The sequence below is a fragment of the Streptomyces sp. NPDC043853 genome, from assembly GCF_056436025.1.
In genome coordinates this window covers 271,034-287,543 of sequence record NZ_JBWKDJ010000004.1, presented here as the reverse complement: position 1 = coordinate 287,543, position 16,510 = coordinate 271,034, and the positions used below count along the sequence as shown (strand labels likewise).

Below are 16,510 nucleotides of genomic sequence, written 5' to 3'. Positions count from 1 at the left end.
AGGGCTTCCAGGGGAACCAGGGTGTCCCGGGCCAGGGCGGTGAAGGGAGCCAGGGCAGCCAGGGGTTCCAGGGCGAGCAGGGTTTCCAGGGTGAGCAGGGGGAGCAGGGCAACCAGGGCGAGCAGGGCAACCAGGGCGAGCAGGGGTTCCAGGGCTTCCAGGGGAACCAGGGCGAGCAGGGCTTCCAGGGCGAGCAGGGTTTCCAGGGGAACCAGGGCGAGCAAGGGGAGCAGGGCTTCCAGGGCAACCAGGGCGAGCAGGGCTTCCAGGGCGAGCAGGGCTTCCAGGGCGAGCAAGGTTTCCAGGGGAACCAGGGCGAGCAAGGGGAGCAGGGCTTCCAGGGCAACCAGGGGGAGCAGGGCTTCCAGGGCAACCAGGGGGAGCAGGGCTTCCAGGGCAACCAGGGGGAGCAGGGCTTCCAGGGCAACCAGGGCGAGCAGGGCTTCCAGGGCGAGCAGGGTTTCCAGGGGAACCAGGGCGAGCAGGGCTTCCAGGGGAACCAGGGCTTCCAGGGGAACCAGGGCGAGCAAGGGGAGCAGGGCTTCCAGGGCAACCAGGGCGAGCAGGGCTTCCAGGGCGAGCAAGGTTTCCAGGGGAACCAGGGCGAGCAGGGTGAGCAGGGCTTCCAAGGCAACCAGGGCAACCAGGGCAACCAGGGCAACCAGGGCAACCAGGGGAACCAAGGTTTCCGGGGCTTCCAGGGCTTCCAGGGCTTCCAAGGCAGCCAAGGCGCGAGCGTCGGGTCGCAGAGCACGGTCCACTTCGTGACCGGCAGCCAGGCCACCCTCGTTGTCACATGCCCCGGCAGCACGCGCGCCACGGGCGGTGGCTACAGCCAGCCCAGTGGCGACAACGACGTCGTCAAAGACAGCCGTCCATCCGGAGGTGGCACCGGCGCTGCGTCTCCCGGCTGGCAGGCCACCCAGGACGGCAACGACTCACTCACCGTATGGGCGATCTGTGCGCCGTGAACCGGCCGGCTGAGCGTCACCCGCTCGGCCACAGGCCCGTACGGCCACCTGAGTGACGGTCCGGGAAAGGGGACCGTCCGCACTACCTGCTCCTGCTTGCCCCTGTCGGCCGACTTGGTCGCGTTACCATCGGTGAGGTAGAGCCCCCGTGAAGAAGCGGATGGGACTGTGGACCGGACTCGTCGCAACAGTCGTGGTCGCCAACATGGTGAGTGGTTGGGCTCAACTGTCCAACAGGAACTCCCCAACCTCGCCCACCACTCAAGCCAGGCCGGCCGCCGCACCTGCGGCCAAGTCCGTCCCGAGGGCCGAGGTACTGCTCCAAGCAGGCATCAAGCAGGGCGAGAACAAGGACTTCTCCGGGGCGGCGCGCAGCTTCAGACAGGTCCTGGCCGTGGATCCGGCCAACAAACACGCCTGGTACAACCTCGGCGTCATCGCCCAGTACGAGAACAGGACAGCCGACGCGCGCGCGGCGTACGACAAGGCGCTCACGATCGATCCGGGTTTCGGATCGGCCCTCTACAACAAGGCGATCCTGCTCGAATCGAGCGACACCGATCAGGCGATCGCGATCCTGAAGCGCATCGTGAGCGCCGACCCGAAGGCGTCCACGGCCTATCTGCACCTTGGACAGGCCCTGGTGAAAAAGGGCCGTGACGGCGAGGCCGAGAACGCCTTCGGCCTCGCCGTCCGTAACGACCCGTCCCTCCGGCGGTTCGTCCCGGAGCAGTTCCGGGACTCCGCGAGTACAGCACCGAAAGCCACCCAGACAGGTACCAGCAGATGACCTCTTCCCCGACGCCGACGCCGACGCCGACCCCGAAGTTCTCCGTCTTCACGCCCAGCCACCAACCGCGCTACCTGGACGACTGCCTGGCGACCTTGCAAGCGCAGACCTGCTCCGACTGGGAGTGGATCGTGGTTCTCAACAACGGTGCCCGATGGCGGCCGGAACACCCCGACGACCGTGTCCGGGTGGAAATCTCCGATGACCTCCGGGGAGTCGGAGCGGCCAAGCGCCGCGCCTGCGAACTGGCGCGCGGAGAGATCCTCGTCGAGCTCGACCACGACGACATGCTGGCCAAGGACTGCCTGGCGGAGGTGGCCAAGGCATTCGACGAGAACCCCCATGTCGTCTTCGTCTACAGCAACACCGCTCACGTCACCCAGGACGGAGGCCGGGACGACTCGCGGTTCAACGCGGCGCACGGCTGGGAGTACGAGGAGGTGGACGTCGACGGTCGCCGGTTCCTGCAGAGCCGTGCCATGGCGCCCACCCCGCACAACGTCTCGTACATCTGGTACGCCCCCAACCACGTGCGGGCGTTCCGCAGGGACGTCTACGAGCAGGTCGGCGGGTACGACGCCACCCGCACGGTGCTGGACGACCAGGACCTGATGTGCCGCCTCTTCCAGGCCGGCGAATTCCACTGGATCCCCCGCTGCCTGTACCTGCAGCGGATGCATCCCGCCAACACCCAGCGGGACCCCGAGATCAACTCGCACATCCAGCGCGAGACCGTCGCCCTCTACGACAAGTACATCGAAGCCAACATGCTCGCCTGGACCAAGCGCCGCGGGCTGCTCGCGCTGGACCTCGGCGCTGCGCACCGCAAGCCGCCCGGCTACATGGGGGTGGACCAGCACAAGAGGGACGGCGTCGACATCGTCGCGACGCTGCCCAATCCGCTGGACCTTCCCGACGGTTCGGTGGGACTGCTCCGAGCGGTGGACTTCCTGGAGCACGTGCCCCAGAAGATTCCGCTGATCAACGAGCTGTACCGGCTGCTGGCACCGGGCGGCATGCTCCTCAGCCTGACTCCCAGCTCCGACGGGCGGGGCGCGTACCAGGACCCGACGCACGTCGCCTACTACAACGAGAACTCGTTCTGGTACTACACCAACAACCAGTACCGCGCCTTCGTGCCGGACATCCATGCCAAGTTCCAGGAGTCACGGCTGGTCACCTACTACCCGACCGACTGGCACTCCAAGAACCTCATCTCCTACGTGCAGGCCAACCTGATCGCCGTGAAGGACGGCGCGGAACGGTGCGGAGGTCCCCTGCTCGTGTGAGGTCCCACGGTGGGCCGCGGATGCGATGTGTCGGCATCCGCGGCCCACACCCACGTGACCGGGTGCGGGCGGGCGGGCGTCCGAGCGAGCGGCTCAGGTGGCGATGTCGAAGAAGAAGAGCTGCACCAGGCGGTGGGTGCCGTGCTCCCCGGCGAAATGCTCGTACGACGTGGCCGAGTGCAGCAGCTTCGCGTCCCAGATGACCAGCCGGTTGTACTGGCCGGAGATCGACTCGATCAGCTCCCAGTTGTCCTCGTGTTCGAGGTTGTACGCGTCGTAGACCACCGAGCGCGCGGCATCGACGGCCTCGGGGCTGCCGAGGCGCGCCGTTTCCTTCGGGTGGTTGGGCGCCCGCCGGCAGCCGTGGGCCCGGTCCCGCCAGAAGCTGGTGCCGGCACCGGCAGGCGGATTCGGGTTCAGGTAGATCGCGGCGGCGTAGCTCTGCGAATCGTGGTGCCAGACCAGCGGATCGTCGTGCGCGGTCTGCTGGAAGACGCCGTTGGCGTTGTGGCCGAGCCATTCGGTGATCGGAGCACCGAGCAGTCGCGAGAACTCCTCGCGCAGCCCCGGCCACAGGAACCGGTGATCGCTGCGCAGACCTTTGAAGTACTCGGTATTGGCGTGGTAGCTGGCGTTGAGCGCGATCTTGCGCACCTCGTCCGGGTCGTCGAGGAAGTCGTCCACGGAGAGCAGATGCGGCGCGGAGGGGGTGAACAGCCTCTTGGCGGCGGGCTTGCGCTGCGCGTCCTCGAGGGTGTCGGCGGGGACCACGATCGGCACTTGTGCCGGGCCGCTGGAGATCAGATATCCCCCGCCGCCGCGGTCCTCCAGTACAACGGCGGCCTCGCCGCCGAAGTTGACCTGGTTCCCCGGGTTGAACGACATCGCCGGACCACCTTGGTGAGCGTGTGATTTTCTGGTGTCGGTCGATTCTGGTTCAGGTGTCGCTCCGGTCCGGGGCATCTTCGCGGGTGAGTCGTCCGGGCAAGACGTTGACGACAGTCATAAGGATCATGACGGACGGTGACCGGCGCGGTACGGCCGGACACATGCGAAAGGGCCAGCTCGCGAGGATCACTCCTCGGAACTGGCCCTTCGTGCTGTGCCCCCGGCAGGATTCGAACCTGCGACACCCGCTTTAGGAGTTCACCCCCCGTCTGACCTGGGATGTCTGGGGGCCTGAGCGGTCTGCACCCAGAGGTCCCGGGTGGTTGCCGTCGTTCGCGGACGTTGCCGTCAAGCGGTGCCGTCAGGAAGGTGGTGCACCCTGAGGTCGAGAACTGGGGGCGTGGCCGGCGTGCCTGCAGAAAAACCCATGGCGGCGGGGAAGCCCGTCGGCTGATAGTGGCCGAATGCCCCATCGCTCCGCGTACGTGTGCCTCTCCTGCCGGCTCTCCTTCAAGCACTCCGAGCAGCGGACGTACCACTGCCCGAGGTGCCGCCGAGTGCTGCTCCTCGCCGGTGATGCCTTCGAGGCGCCGCCACGGCGGGACCGGGATGCCTGGAGGGTCGTCTCCGTCGTACTCCATGCCGGACTGGACTTTCGGCAGGCGTGCTGTGGCTGCGGGCCCGGCTACCGGCCGCGGACCCTGCGCGAGGTGCGAGAGCGGCTCTCGTACTCACGACGTACCGGGACCCCGGTTGCGCGCGCTCTCGCCACCGCCTAGGCGAAGGAGCAGAAGGCGACCGCCGCGTCATCTCCGGCCTTGTAGCGGGGCCAGCGCTGGCCGTGCGGGTCGGTCGCTTCCACCTCGCGAACCGTGCGGATGAGGGCGGCCGGCCCGCTCTCCCTGAGCTGGGCGAGCAGCGCTTCCCAGGTAGCCATCTGGTACTCGGTGACCAGACGCGAGACGCCATCCGACATGACGGCTGCCGACCGCACGTCGGCAGCGGCAACGGTGCCGGTCAAGGCGTGCGCGGCAGCATCAGGCGCCGCCGCGGCCACCCAGTAGCCCTCCGGGGTGTTCCGGATCTTCCTCTGTGCCGCGACAAGTCTGGCGACGCTCGCGCGGTGCTCAGGAGTACCCGTCGGGAACTGCTCCGTCTCGGCCCGCAGGTCCTGGCACACCTCATCTACCCGGAGGTCCGTGATCACTGTGACCCCGTCGGTGCCCTCCAGAACGACGGGTGAGTCCGCGAGCACGAGGTGATCGAAGTAGCCCGGTCGCTCACGCAGGATGGCCACCGTCGCGGACGGCGTGCCGGGGTTCCTCAGGTCGCACTCGGGGTGAAGCCGGCCCACTCGCTCCAGCGCTTCGGCCAGCCCATCCGCCAGCGGCCGATCGGATGCCGCCAGCGCTGCGACGAGTTGACTGCCGAGTTGGGCGACGTACCAGGGCACGCCGTGCCGGCAGCCGGTTTCGAGTCCCGCGGTGCTGAGGCCATCCAGCACCAGGGCAAGGGACGGGGTGCCGCCCACCCAGTCTTCGTTGGGTGCGGTTCCCCCGGGTTCGGTCGCAACGCTGACGTACATGTCATGCCTCGTGTCGGTAGATCGGGCTGACGCGCTTGCTCTCCAGGACTTCGAGCGTCTTGGGGTCGTAGCGGCATGAGATCAGCGTGGAGAAGCGATGGGTGCGGACCTCGCGATACAGCTCCGCCAGGTGGTTTTCGAGGTAATGAACCACCCCGTTGGCCCCGATGGCGTGAATGCCCGCGATGTAGATGAACGTTCCCTTGCTGTCCAGGCGCGGAAGCCGGGCAAGGTACCCAACATCTCCCGCCTCTCCGCCCTCATCCATGGGTGACCGGTGGACTTCCTGCGTCTTCAGATCCACCAGGTGCCAAGCCCGGTCCTTCTGGAAGCGGAGGTGGTCGTCACCCTCCAGAACCTGGGCGATGATCGGCGACAGGCGCGGCCCGCAGACCACGATGTGATGGTCGCGGTTGAGGTTCACGATGCCGGTCGGCGGGATCACCTCGTACTGAGCATCCAACTTCAGCGTGCCGAGCAGCTTCCGCAGGTGTTCGAAGTTGCCGAGGTCCTCGCGGGTGACGACCTCTCCCGCTTCCTCAGGCGCCTTGCCGGCCTCGTACTTGCCGCCGAGCGAAATGGTCATGAGGTCGGTGCCGAAGAAGGCGCGTTCCGGCGGCGGCCCCTGGGCGGCCAGCTGGCCAACTCGACCCCGGCTGACGCCGAGCAGGGCCGCGATCTCCGACTGGGACATGCCGGATGCCGCTGCTTCCTCGATCGCCTCGCGTCGAATGCGGGACAGCTCCGTGACTCGGCCCTGGTAGTCGGCCATCAAGGCGATTGCTGCCTTGGCTCGCTCGACAGGGACCTCGACCTGGGCCACCCGCTGGATCTCTTCGTGCACCTACAACCTCCGCGCTTAGGGGGTCTAGCAACCATACCGCGAGGGGGGCTTGACGGCCATGGGGGCAACTGCCTACCTTGGCTATCAGGTCAGCGCATAGACCCCCTAAGCGTTACTTGCTAAGGGGGTCTATGCACCCTCTGACCTGTGCGAATGCCTGTGGGCGTCCGGCGTGTCCCGTGTAAACGGGAGGCCTTTACCGGCCTACCGCGCACGTCGGAGAGTCCCCGCTCTTTGAGAACTCAACAGTGGACATGAAGTTGAGGCCGCCGCCTCCTCAGTAAGGCGGCCAGCGCGGCTCAGGTTCGCGCGCTTGACCTCCGCAGCTCTCTGGTTGCGGCCGGTTGCCTCCTCCGCCCGTTCGACGCCGTCGGCGCTCGTACGGGCGGAGTCGAGGGGAGCCGGAGTTCTTCCTGCTTCACAACGACGTGCGCCCCCGGTGCTCGAACACCGGGGGCGCTGTTCGGTCCCGTTCCTGTGTGAGAGGAGCAAGACCCAATGAAGTCCATCGCTGCACTTCAGACCCGTGTTACCGCCCTGCCGGCCGATCTGGAGCCGACGGACGCGGAGCTGGACGCGATCGAGGCGGAGATGCCGGTCATCACCGCGGAGGTCGAGTTGCTGGACGCGCGGATCGCGCTGCTGGACCGTCCGGCCTCGGAGTTCAGCGCGCGGCGTATCCGGCGCGCGCACCGCAAGGTGCTGGCGGCCCGCCGGGACGCGGCGAACAAGGCGCCGGTGGTCACGCCGGAGGTGGCGTGATGCACCTGACCGCGCAGATGTCGAACAGGGCGGGCTGGCACCTGTTCGTCGTCCTCACGGGCGAGACCGGCTGGCCGTCGTACGACTGGCCTGACGGCTCGCCGATCCCGACGCCGGCCGAGCGGGCCCGCGTTCTGGCCGACCTCGGATACGAGGTGGAGCCCGGGGGCGAGTGGTCCTGGGTGGAGGGTGAGCCGGACGAGGACTGGGACACGCCGGTGCTGCTCATGGCCAAGGTCGCCGTCCGCCCGGCCGGGTCCGGTGGTGGCCGGTGAAGGCGCGCAGCGCGGCGGCTCAGATCCGTGCGCTTGAGCGGCTGCTGGCCTCGCTGACGCGGGTGCTGGTGTTCATCTGCACCGTGGCGCTGATCTTCACCGCGACCAACGTCACCACCTTCGCCATCGACCACCACGTCTCGCCGTGGATCGCCTGGCTGCTGGACCCCATGGTCGCCGTCGCGCTCGGCACGGTGCTCCTTTTCGACGGCCGCCTGTCGGAGTACGGTCTGCGCCCCTCAGGGTGGGCGACCGTGCTGCGCTGGTTCGCCGGGGTGGCCACGTGGGTGATGAACTGCTGGGGTTCCCTCTGGCCCGAGGGGACACCCTTCGGCGTCCCCCACGCCGTCGACCCCGCCGGACTGGTCCTCCACTCCATCCCCCCGGTGCTGCTGATCGCGCTCGCCGAGGCGATCAGCCACTACCGCAGGACGATCCTGGACAAGATCGAGTACCTGCGGGCCGCCGAGGGGGACACCCCGACGGCCGGGGTGCATCCCCCTGCCGTCCACCCCGTACCCGTACCCCCGTCCACCGTCCCCGCGGCCGCTCCGGCGGTCGCTGAGTCCGTGGGCAGGCCAGGGGCATCTTCGCCGGTCATCTGTGGTGGCCGCCGGGTGTATCCCCTGACCATCCCCCGTACGTCCACCGTCGTCCCCCTCCACCCCGAACCGGTCGAGAAACTGCCGGCAGAAGAGGCCAAGCGGATCATTCGCGAGTGCTGGGTGAACGGTGACTCGATCGGGCACGCCGCCCGGCTGTCCACCCGGTCCACCTCCTACGTCCACAAGGTCTACACCCAGTTCGCCACCCTCTCCTCCGCCCCCGCGGAGGTCGCCCCGTGAGCACCCTGACGGTCTACCGGTGGCACCTCGCCCCGGACGGACTGGCCACCCGCCGCCAGCTCCGCGCCGCCGGCCTACGCCCCGGCGGGCAGGACGTCGCCGCCGAACTGCAGCGTCCGCGCCGGAAGCGGGGACCGCTGGTGGCCTACCTCTACCGGGTCGACCTGGCCCGCCCTGTCCGGCCGTTCACCGCGGCCAAGCGCGCGGCGCTGGCCCGTGCGAACGCGGCCCGGCGGACCTGCCCGCACTGCGGGCGGGACGCGGGATACGTCATCCCCGCCCACCTGGGCGCCTGCAACCCCTGCTCCGCCTGAACACCCCGTCACCGAAGTTCGGGGCCCGGCCCTCACCACCACAGATCCGGCCGGGCCCCTACCTCAAGGAGGCACGTTCAGCATGACCGAGACCCTCACCCCACCAACAGCCCCACCCGACCAGGCCACACCCCCGGCCGATCCGCCCGCCCCCAAGCAGCAGCGCGAACCCCAGGTCGACCACACGGCCGGTGGACTGCCGGTCCTGCCTCTGGGCCTGGCCGGTGCGAACACGACCGCCGGGCTGGTCGGGGCCGCGGGCATGGCCGCCGGACCGGTCGCCGCCGCGGTCGCCATGACCGCCGCCGTCGTCCTCGGCACCCTGGCCACCCGCACCAAGCAGGAGAAGCGCAGGCCCTCCGGCCGCCGCCCCCGGCCCACAACATCTCCAGCGACTCCGGGTTCTGGCCGGTCGCCCCGTGCCGTGGGGTTGGTTCCCTCTCAGCCGCGCGGCAGCCACCGTGCTGCCTCCGCCTCCGCCGCCGGTGCCGGCCGCCGAGCCGGTTCCGGCAGCACCGGCCGGGCCATGGGCGCTGCGCGCAAGACCACTGGTGGCAGCTCACGGGGTTCCGCGGCACCGGTGGGGAAGGCCAAGGCGCCATCCCGGCGGCCGGGTTCGGGTGTGCTGTCCCGGCTGCCAGGTGGCGGCCGGGCGGGTCGCGTGGCGGAGCTGCGGCAGCAGGCCCGCCACGACACCCCGACCCGGGCCGCCCGCCGGGCCGCCGATATGGGAGCCCGACGGCAGGTCGCCGACGCCCGCCGCGCCGCCAAGACCGCCCGCACCGCCACACCCCAGACCGGCAAACGTCCTGAGCGGGGCCCCGTCGGGCGCCTCGCGGGCAAGGCCGCGGGCACGGCGGCCGGGATACGGGACCGGACGGTCGCCAGGGGACGGAAGGCCCAGGACCGGCACGCTGCCGGGCAGGTCCGGGCGGGTGAACAGTCCGTCCGCCAGGCCGCCCGGACCCGGCGGGTGGCCGCGCTGAAGGCGCCCGCCCAGAAAGCGGCACGCAAGGCGCTGCGCCGGTCCGCGGCCCGCTACCAGGCCCGTCGGGCCGCCGCCGGCGTCCTTGGCGCGCTCATGGGCGCGGCCGGGATGCTCACCACTCCGCTGGGCCGGAAGCTCGGCCTGGCCTGGCTGATGAACCCCGGCCGGCGGCTGTTCCGGTGGCTGACCGGCCGGGCCCGCGCCGAACGCCAGCAGCGCGACACCGACATCCACGCCCAGCTCGACCAGGACGAATCCGCGGCAGAGGAGCAGGCCGTGGTCGAGGCCGAGCAGGACGATCAGCCGCTCGGGGAGCGGGCCGAACGGCCCGACCGCACCAACACCACCGCACCGCCCGTCATCAGTGAGGGAGACACCGTGTCCAGCACGTCCAGCAGCAGCGGTTCGGGGTTCCGGTTCGAGGAACTCGCCGCAGAGATGGAGCAGGCCGCTCAGTCCTACGAGCCCGAGTCCGCCATGGAGATCCTCGCCATGATCGACGGACTGCCCGAGGCTTTGGCGTCGGTCGCGAACATCATGCAGATCCTCGCCGAGCGCTCCGACTCCGAATTCCCGCTGGAGAAGGAAGTCGCCCAGGGCTTCGCCGACATCTACGGCGCCCTCAACAGTGCGACCGCGGTCGCTGATGACCTGTGCGGTGTCTTCCGCATGGTCCATGAGCACGACATCGCCCGTCACGAGGACCCCCGCAACGGGCCCGAGGCCGAGAAGGGATGGAACGTCTGATCATGGCCGCCACCACCCCCCAGCACACCGGGGTGGCGCTGGACTGGGCCGCCGGTCATGGACCCGTGACCGGCGCCCTGTCCGCCACCACCGGAGCCTTCGCCCTGTCCACCATCGGCGCCGCCACCCACATGCCCCCCACCTGGGCCCTGGCCTTCGGTGCTGCCGGAGCCATCGGCCACACCGCCGCCGGCCTCCGCCAGAAACTGGCCGGCCGCACCATCGGCGCCCGCGCCGCCTCCTGGCTTCTGGCCGGAGGCTGGACCACCTGGGCCATCACCACCACCCCCCTGTCCTGGGCCGCCCTCGGCTCCCTCGCGACCCTCGGCATGGGCATGGCCGCCGCGACGCACTTCACCGGCCTGTACGAGGAAGCCCGCGAGAACGTCGCCCTGGAAGAGGCCGAACGGCAGGTCGCTCGTGAACTGTCCGCCGAGCGCCGGGCGATCGCCGCCGAGTGGGTCGACCGCGTCCAGCGGGTCTGCGGGATCACACTCCGCGTCGTGGCGGTGGAGATGTGGCCGACGGGGACCGGGTTCACTATCGACGCCGAACTGCCCCAGGGCGGCATTCCGTGGGACAAGGTTGCCCAGCACAACACCCGCCTGTCCGCCGACGCCCGCCTGCCGCACGGCTGCACCGCCGCCGCCTCCCCCGGCATCGACCAGGGCCGCGTCCTGATCGACGTCACCACCGTCAACGTCCTCGCCGAAGAGATCGGCTACCCCACCGACTACAGCCCCCTGTCGATCCTGACCGGCATGCCCTGGGGCGTCCGCACCGACGGCACCCCGGTCAACGCCTACCTACGTGAGCAGTGCGCGCTGCTGGTCGGCCCGACCGGATCGGGCAAGACGAACCTGCTTCACGGTGTCCTGGCCGGACTGGCCCGCGCCAACGACGGCCTGACCTGGGTGATTGACCTCAACGCCGGATCGGCCGGCCTGCCCTGGGTCCGCCCCGCCCTCACCGCCGATGCCGGGCAGGCGGTCCGGCCCGGCGTGGACTGGCTCGCCTCCACCTTTGAGGAAGCCGAGCTGATGCTCGATGCCGCGCTGCGGGTCGGGCTGCGCCGCAAGCAGGCGTATCAGGACCTGCTGGCCAAGGCGAACACGGACCTGCTCCCGATCAGTGCTGAGATCCCTCAGATCATGCTGGTGGTGGATGAGGGTGCGGAGATTCTGACCAGCACGGATCCGCAGATGCGGAAGCTCGCGAAGAAGATCCTGGAAGTGATCCGGATGCTCCGCTCGATGGGCATCCGCACGATCCTGACCGCGCTCGGGGCCACCAGCAGCGTGCTCGGCAATCTCATGATCCGCCGTGAAGGGAAGGTCCGGGTGGCCCTGACCGGCGGCGAGACCGAGGGTATGGACCTCAACAAGATGTTCCCCGGGAGCCGGGGCCTGCGTGTGGAGCAGGCCCCGTACAAGGGCTCGGGGTTCATGGGAACGCCGGAGTCCCCGGCGGGCCTGTTCAAGTCCTGGCGGATCCTGCCCAACCAGATCCGCGACATCGTCATCGCCACCTCCGACCGGCACCCCCGCCTGGACGACATCTCGGCCAAGGCCGCCGGTCCCGACTACGCCCGCCGTTGGGACCACGCCCGCACCGCCTGGATGACCAGCGCCGACCCGAGCGAGCCCGAGGCCGGGGCAGCGGGACTGGGCACGACCGCTTCGGCCACGGTCGGCGGGCTCAACCTGAGCGCCTTCCGGGACACCGGGCCTGCCCCGGCCACGGGGGAGACCGACGAGGACCGTCTCGCCGCGGAGTTCATCCGCGAGATCGACGCCCAGTTCGCCACCGCCCCCGACCCTGCCGTCAGCCCGAAACCGGAACCCCCAGCCTCTCAGGGGCTGAACCTCAAGGCTCTGCGCGGTGAGCAGGCCGACACCGGCCCCGGATGGCTGCCGGACGCCATCACCGCGATCTACGCCGCCGGGCCGGACGGCATGAGGCCCGCCGCGGTCGCCGACACGGTCGGGCGCGGCCGGGAAGCGGTCCGCAAGGCCCTCAAGGCCGCCGCCGAACGCGGGGAACTGGTCTACCGCGACCGCGGACCTCACTCCGTCTACGTCCACCCCGACCACGCCTGAAACCGCCACGCAGCGCTACCGCCTACTGCCCACTGCCACCCGCGAACAAGGCAGTAGGGGCCCTCCGTACTGCCCACAGGGGCCCTCTCACCAGGCATGTGGGCAGTAGGCAGTAGGCACTGGGCAGTGGGCGGTAGGCAGTAACCCAGCCACGCAGCGCAACCACCCCACACGAGTCAGACCCGCCCCGGCGGGCCGCTCGTAGCCGCGTACAGGAGCCTGCAATGCCCTATGAACCCACCCTGCCGAGCGCCACCGCCGCCACCCGCTACGGCGACCCCACCTACCGGCCCGCACCCATCTCGCCGCCCGTGATCCTGCCCGCCGAGATACCGCCCGGCGTCGACTGGGTCACCCTCCCCAACGGCGTACGCACCCTCGCCTACACCAACCCCGCACCCACCCAACCGGAACGCGCCCGCGAGTCGGTGCCGGTGTGGGCCAAGACCACCGCCCTGCTCGCCCCGACCGTCGGCGGCGGGGTGGCCGCCGCCGGATTCGGCATCGCCTACGCAGCCCCGGGACTGATCGCCATGACCGAAGCCCTCTGGGCCGCCGTCGCCCTCATCGCCGCCGGCGCCGCAGCACCCCTGCTCCTCCGCGCCGGCCGCGCCCACACCGGCCACCGCGCCGGACCCGTCCAGCACGTCACCCAGAACATCACCGCCACCGGCCTGTTCGGCAAAGCCACCGGCACCATCAACAACCGCTAAGGAGCCACCGATGACCCGCACCACGACCCCGTGGTTCGAGACCCTGACCGACAGCGTCTACGCCCTCGGCGCCGCGGCCCGAGAAGCCCAACGCGCCTACCAGTCCGCGCGCATCACCACCGACCACTACGACCTCGACCGCCTGAAGCACGTCGACGGAGAGCTCACCATCCCCGGACGGCCGAGCAGCGTGCCGTTCCGCCCGCACGACCATGCCCTGTTCGCCATCGGGGACGTCCACCGCACGCAGAAGGACCGGCTCCACCGGCTCTACGCCCAGACCGCCGAGGGCTACGCCTACGGCTCCACCTGGGCCATCCGCCAGGTCCTCGACGGCCACCAGCCACCCGCGGTAGAGCTCGGCCGCACCGATCAGGGGTTCTACATCCTCCCCAGCGAGGCATACCCCTCCACCGGGGCGTTCGAGGCGCTGAAGGGCTGGAGCGGCAAGGCCGAGTTCGACCGCACTCTCGCCGAGATGCAACGCCGCGAAGCCGCCGCCGAGTACGCCAGCGAGCTTGACGCCGAGCCCTACCTCGCCGACCACGAATCTTCCGCGATGCACGACGCCTACAGCGTCGCCGCAAGCCTTCCCGACGCCATGCACCTGTACGGCCAGAACGCGGAGACCGCGCTGCGCTTCGCGCTGCTCGAACCCCGCAGGCAGCTCACCAGCAGCTAGGTACGCCGAGGGCGGCCCCCGTCTCACGCCAATGAACCCGGGGCCGCCCTCATCCAGCACGCTCAAAACGACTGGAGGTATCCAGCATGACCCACTTGACCGACTTCCCGCGAGGCCCGCGCCGCCTGGCCTTACCCGCTCACCTCCGCACCGCGCTCTGGCTTGCCGACATCGGCCTGCCCGTCCTGCCGCTTCGGGAGGGCAAGCTCCCCTTTGGGAACTGCCGCACTTGCGCGGGCAGCGCCTGCGGGGGCCGCCCGCACATGAAGGCCGCCGGACACTGCCAGTGCCCCGCACCCTGCCATGCCTGGGGCGCCGCGACGACCGAATCCGCCGTTCTCACTTCCGCGGCGTGGGCGGGAGCCTGGAGGCAGGCCCAGGCCGTCGCCTACCACCCCGGCGGGGCGGGACTCACGGTCGTGGATCTCGACAACGCCGACGCGGTCGCGTGGGCCCGCCAGAACCTCCCTGCGACCACGACCGTGGCGACCACCCGGGGCGAGCACTGGATCTACCGGGGCGCCATGTGTTCGGTGAACGGCGTCCGTGAGGGTGTCGACCTGAAGTCGACCATGGCCTACGCGCAGTGGCGTGGCCCCGGCACCGGTTCCATGGCGCCGCTGCCGGATGCCGTGCGCGCGCTCGCCGTGAAAGAGCCAATCTCGGTCCGGTCAGCGCTGAACGTTGTAGCCGTGCCCGCGTCGGCCGGGGGCGGGGAGTGTCCCCACCGCTCGCCCGTCTACTTGCAGCGGGGGATCGCCATGGCCGAGCAGCGCATCACCGAGGCGAGCAGCGCGATCCACAAGACCGTCTACCGGACTTTCCTCGCCGTGCTGTCCGCCCATGGTCGGTGCGGATGCCTGACCGAGGCGCACATCGCGAAGCTCTTCACCGCTGCGCAGGCCAAGGGGGAATCGCTCCGGCACTGCACGGACGCCTGGGACAACGCCCGAACGACGTTGGGACTGTAGGCATGGCCGACGACGAGAAGACTCCGGCCCGCGAGGTCATCACCGACTACGCGCAAGCGCACTTCCGGTACTTCCGTACCGCCGACGGGACCGTGTTCGCGCAGAAGAACGGCCACCCCGTAGCCCGTCCGATTCGCTCCCAGGGCACCTCAGGTAGCCACCGCCAGGAGCTCATGGTCGGGCTCTTCAACGACGGACGCGGAGTGTTCAACGGAACCGCGCTGAAGGAGGCACTGGACTTGATCGAGGCACTGGCAATGAACCAGGAGGTGCAGCCGGTGCACATCCGGGTCGCACCGGGATTCGATGGAGCAACGTGGCTTGACCTGGGCCGCACTGACGGCCAGTCCGTCCGCATCCACCCCACCGGATGGGACATCGTTACCCCGAATCCTGAAGAGGTGTGCTGGCGGCGAACCCAGCTCACTGGGGAACTGCCCCTGCCGGCCAAGGACACCGACGGCAAGGGCATCGACCTCCTGCTTCGGCTGTGCAACTTCGCCACCGCTGAGACCGAGTGCCTGGCGATCGCGTGGCTGATCGGCTGCCTCGGGCCGTCCGTGCCCGTTCCCGCACCGTTCCTCACCGGCCCGCAAGGGGCGGGCAAGTCCACCGGCGGGCGGATGCTCGTGCGGATCATCGAGGGCATGAGCGGCGATCTGCGCCGCGCTCCGAAGGATGAGGAGAACCTGATCGCGGCTGTGGCCGCTGGTTGGGTTACGGCCCTGGACAACCTCTCCCATCTGGCCCCGGACCTGTCCGACCTCATGTGCTGCATCGTCACCGGGGCCGAGACGATCAAGCGCGCCCTTTACACGGACGGCGACGTCGTCAGGGCCCGCTACCGCCGTCCGCTGCTGCTGACCGGCATCGACGTGGGCGTCATCCGCCCCGACCTCGCCGAGCGGCTCCTCCCGCTCCGCCTGGAGCGGCCCCGGGTCCGGCGGACCGAGGCGGAGCTGTGGGCGGAGTTCCAAGAGGTCCTGCCCGTCATCCTGGGGTCCCTCCTCGACCTGACCGTCAAGGTCCGTGCCGCTCAGGCAGACATCCCCACCGACCTACGCATGGCCGACTTCGCCCACCTGTGCGCGCAGCTCGACGCGGCCACCGGTCTCGGGGCGCTGAACGCCTACCGGGCCGCTCTCGATGACCTCAACGACGACGTTATCGAGGGTGACCTCCTCGCGCAGACCGTCCTCAGGCACGCCGCCGGCACGGATCCGGGCGGGGAAGTCCGGATGACCTCCGCCGAGTGGCTGCACGCTTTCACCCAGCTCTACACCGGAGAGGACTTCCGCCCCCTGCCCAAGGGGTGGCCCACCACCGGCAAGGTCCTTTCGGACCGCCTCAAGCGGCTGCAGCCGACCCTCGCCGCACGCGGCGTCCTCATCGACTGGGGCCGCACCAATGCCGCCCGCTACATCGAGATGACCCGACCGGCAGCCCCGCCGCCGGACCAGTCGGATCCGATGTTCTGACCGGCGCCGCCGCAACCGCTCCAAAAGGCAAGAGGAGCACCCCGCCCCGGGTGGGCCGTGCTCCTCTTGCAGTTCGGCGGCTTGCCGCCGCTACAAGGAACGTGCCGCGCAGCGGCTCCTTTCTTCACGCCTGAACGCAGCGAACCGCAACAGACACCCCCTTCTCTTTTTCCTAAGAGAAGAGACGCTGCGTCACCTGCGTCACCACCGGCCCGCAAACAGTCTGCGATCTGCGCATAGACGGGTGACGCAGACGGACGACGGCTGTG

16 protein-coding genes are annotated in these 16,510 nt (G+C 69.8%); 13 read left to right on the top strand and 3 right to left on the bottom strand.

Going from position 1 to position 16,510, the window contains the following annotated elements; genetic code table 11:
* The 3 genes from AC067U_RS13520 to AC067U_RS13510 form a co-directional block, all read left to right on the top strand.
* Nucleotides 1–971, top strand: a 971-nt coding sequence (locus tag AC067U_RS13520; protein WP_478829817.1) for a collagen-like domain-containing protein, incomplete at its 5' end; no start/stop codon positions are given.
* A 148-nt stretch (nucleotides 972–1,119) separates the two neighbouring features.
* Nucleotides 1,120–1,761, top strand: a complete 642-nt coding sequence (locus AC067U_RS13515) for a tetratricopeptide repeat protein (protein WP_478829816.1) — start codon at nucleotides 1,120–1,122, stop codon at nucleotides 1,759–1,761.
* Nucleotides 1,758–3,050 (top strand): glycosyltransferase, encoded by a 1,293-nt coding sequence (locus AC067U_RS13510; RefSeq protein ID WP_478829815.1) that lies wholly within the window; start codon nucleotides 1,758–1,760, stop codon nucleotides 3,048–3,050. The genes AC067U_RS13515 and AC067U_RS13510 overlap by 4 nt, the downstream gene beginning before the upstream one ends.
* A 93-nt stretch (nucleotides 3,051–3,143) precedes the next feature.
* Here AC067U_RS13510 and AC067U_RS13505 read toward each other — a convergent pair whose 3' ends face one another.
* The 3 genes from AC067U_RS13505 to AC067U_RS13495 form a co-directional block, all read right to left on the bottom strand.
* Entirely contained in the window at nucleotides 3,144–3,935 is a 792-nt protein-coding gene (locus AC067U_RS13505; RefSeq protein WP_478829814.1) for a DUF6445 family protein, read from the bottom strand.
* A 778-nt stretch (nucleotides 3,936–4,713) separates the two neighbouring features.
* Nucleotides 4,714–5,523: a protein phosphatase 2C domain-containing protein gene (locus AC067U_RS13500; protein WP_478829813.1), complete on the bottom strand. Its 810-nt coding sequence runs from the start codon at nucleotides 5,521–5,523 to the stop codon at nucleotides 4,714–4,716.
* Between the two features lies 1 nt (nucleotide 5,524).
* A complete protein-coding gene (locus AC067U_RS13495) occupies nucleotides 5,525–6,367 on the bottom strand; it encodes a sigma factor-like helix-turn-helix DNA-binding protein (protein ID WP_478829812.1) in 843 nt (280 codons plus the stop codon).
* A 498-nt stretch (nucleotides 6,368–6,865) separates the two neighbouring features.
* On the opposite strand from AC067U_RS13495, the gene AC067U_RS13490 reads away from it, so the two are divergent.
* The 10 genes from AC067U_RS13490 to AC067U_RS13445 all read left to right on the top strand — a co-directional run bounded on the left by AC067U_RS13490 (nucleotide 6,866) and on the right by AC067U_RS13445 (nucleotide 16,241).
* A complete protein-coding gene (locus tag AC067U_RS13490) occupies nucleotides 6,866–7,129 on the top strand; it encodes a DUF6284 family protein (protein WP_478829811.1) in 264 nt (87 codons plus the stop codon).
* The gene (locus AC067U_RS13485) at nucleotides 7,129–7,404 is read left to right on the top strand and encodes a DUF6303 family protein (protein WP_478829810.1); all 276 of its coding nucleotides are present in this window, start codon (nucleotides 7,129–7,131) and stop codon (nucleotides 7,402–7,404) included. Before AC067U_RS13490 ends, AC067U_RS13485 begins: the two co-directional genes overlap by 1 nt.
* The gene (locus AC067U_RS13480) at nucleotides 7,401–8,249 is read left to right on the top strand and encodes a hypothetical protein (protein ID WP_478829809.1); all 849 of its coding nucleotides are present in this window, start codon (nucleotides 7,401–7,403) and stop codon (nucleotides 8,247–8,249) included. Before AC067U_RS13485 ends, AC067U_RS13480 begins: the two co-directional genes overlap by 4 nt.
* The gene (locus AC067U_RS13475) at nucleotides 8,246–8,563 is read left to right on the top strand and encodes an RRQRL motif-containing zinc-binding protein (RefSeq protein WP_478829808.1); all 318 of its coding nucleotides are present in this window, start codon (nucleotides 8,246–8,248) and stop codon (nucleotides 8,561–8,563) included. Before AC067U_RS13480 ends, AC067U_RS13475 begins: the two co-directional genes overlap by 4 nt.
* 82 nt (nucleotides 8,564–8,645) lie before the next feature.
* A complete protein-coding gene (locus AC067U_RS13470; RefSeq protein ID WP_478829807.1) occupies nucleotides 8,646–10,298 on the top strand; it encodes a hypothetical protein in 1,653 nt (550 codons plus the stop codon).
* A complete protein-coding gene (locus tag AC067U_RS13465; RefSeq protein WP_478829806.1) occupies nucleotides 10,286–12,397 on the top strand; it encodes a hypothetical protein in 2,112 nt (703 codons plus the stop codon). The genes AC067U_RS13470 and AC067U_RS13465 overlap by 13 nt, the downstream gene beginning before the upstream one ends.
* Nucleotides 12,398–12,621: 224 nt before the next feature.
* Nucleotides 12,622–13,110: a hypothetical protein gene (locus tag AC067U_RS13460; protein ID WP_478829805.1), complete on the top strand. Its 489-nt coding sequence runs from the start codon at nucleotides 12,622–12,624 to the stop codon at nucleotides 13,108–13,110.
* Between the two features lie 10 nt (nucleotides 13,111–13,120).
* Nucleotides 13,121–13,792, top strand: a complete 672-nt coding sequence (locus AC067U_RS13455) for a hypothetical protein (RefSeq protein ID WP_478829804.1) — start codon at nucleotides 13,121–13,123, stop codon at nucleotides 13,790–13,792.
* A gap of 86 nt (nucleotides 13,793–13,878) precedes the next feature.
* Entirely contained in the window at nucleotides 13,879–14,763 is an 885-nt protein-coding gene (locus AC067U_RS13450; RefSeq protein ID WP_478829803.1) for a bifunctional DNA primase/polymerase, read from the top strand.
* Nucleotides 14,764–14,765: 2 nt separating this feature from the next.
* Nucleotides 14,766–16,241 carry an ATP-binding protein gene (locus AC067U_RS13445; protein ID WP_478829802.1) on the top strand — a complete coding sequence of 492 codons (1,476 nt, stop codon included), beginning with the start codon at nucleotides 14,766–14,768 and terminating at the stop codon, nucleotides 16,239–16,241.
* Nucleotides 16,242–16,510 lie beyond the last annotated feature (269 nt).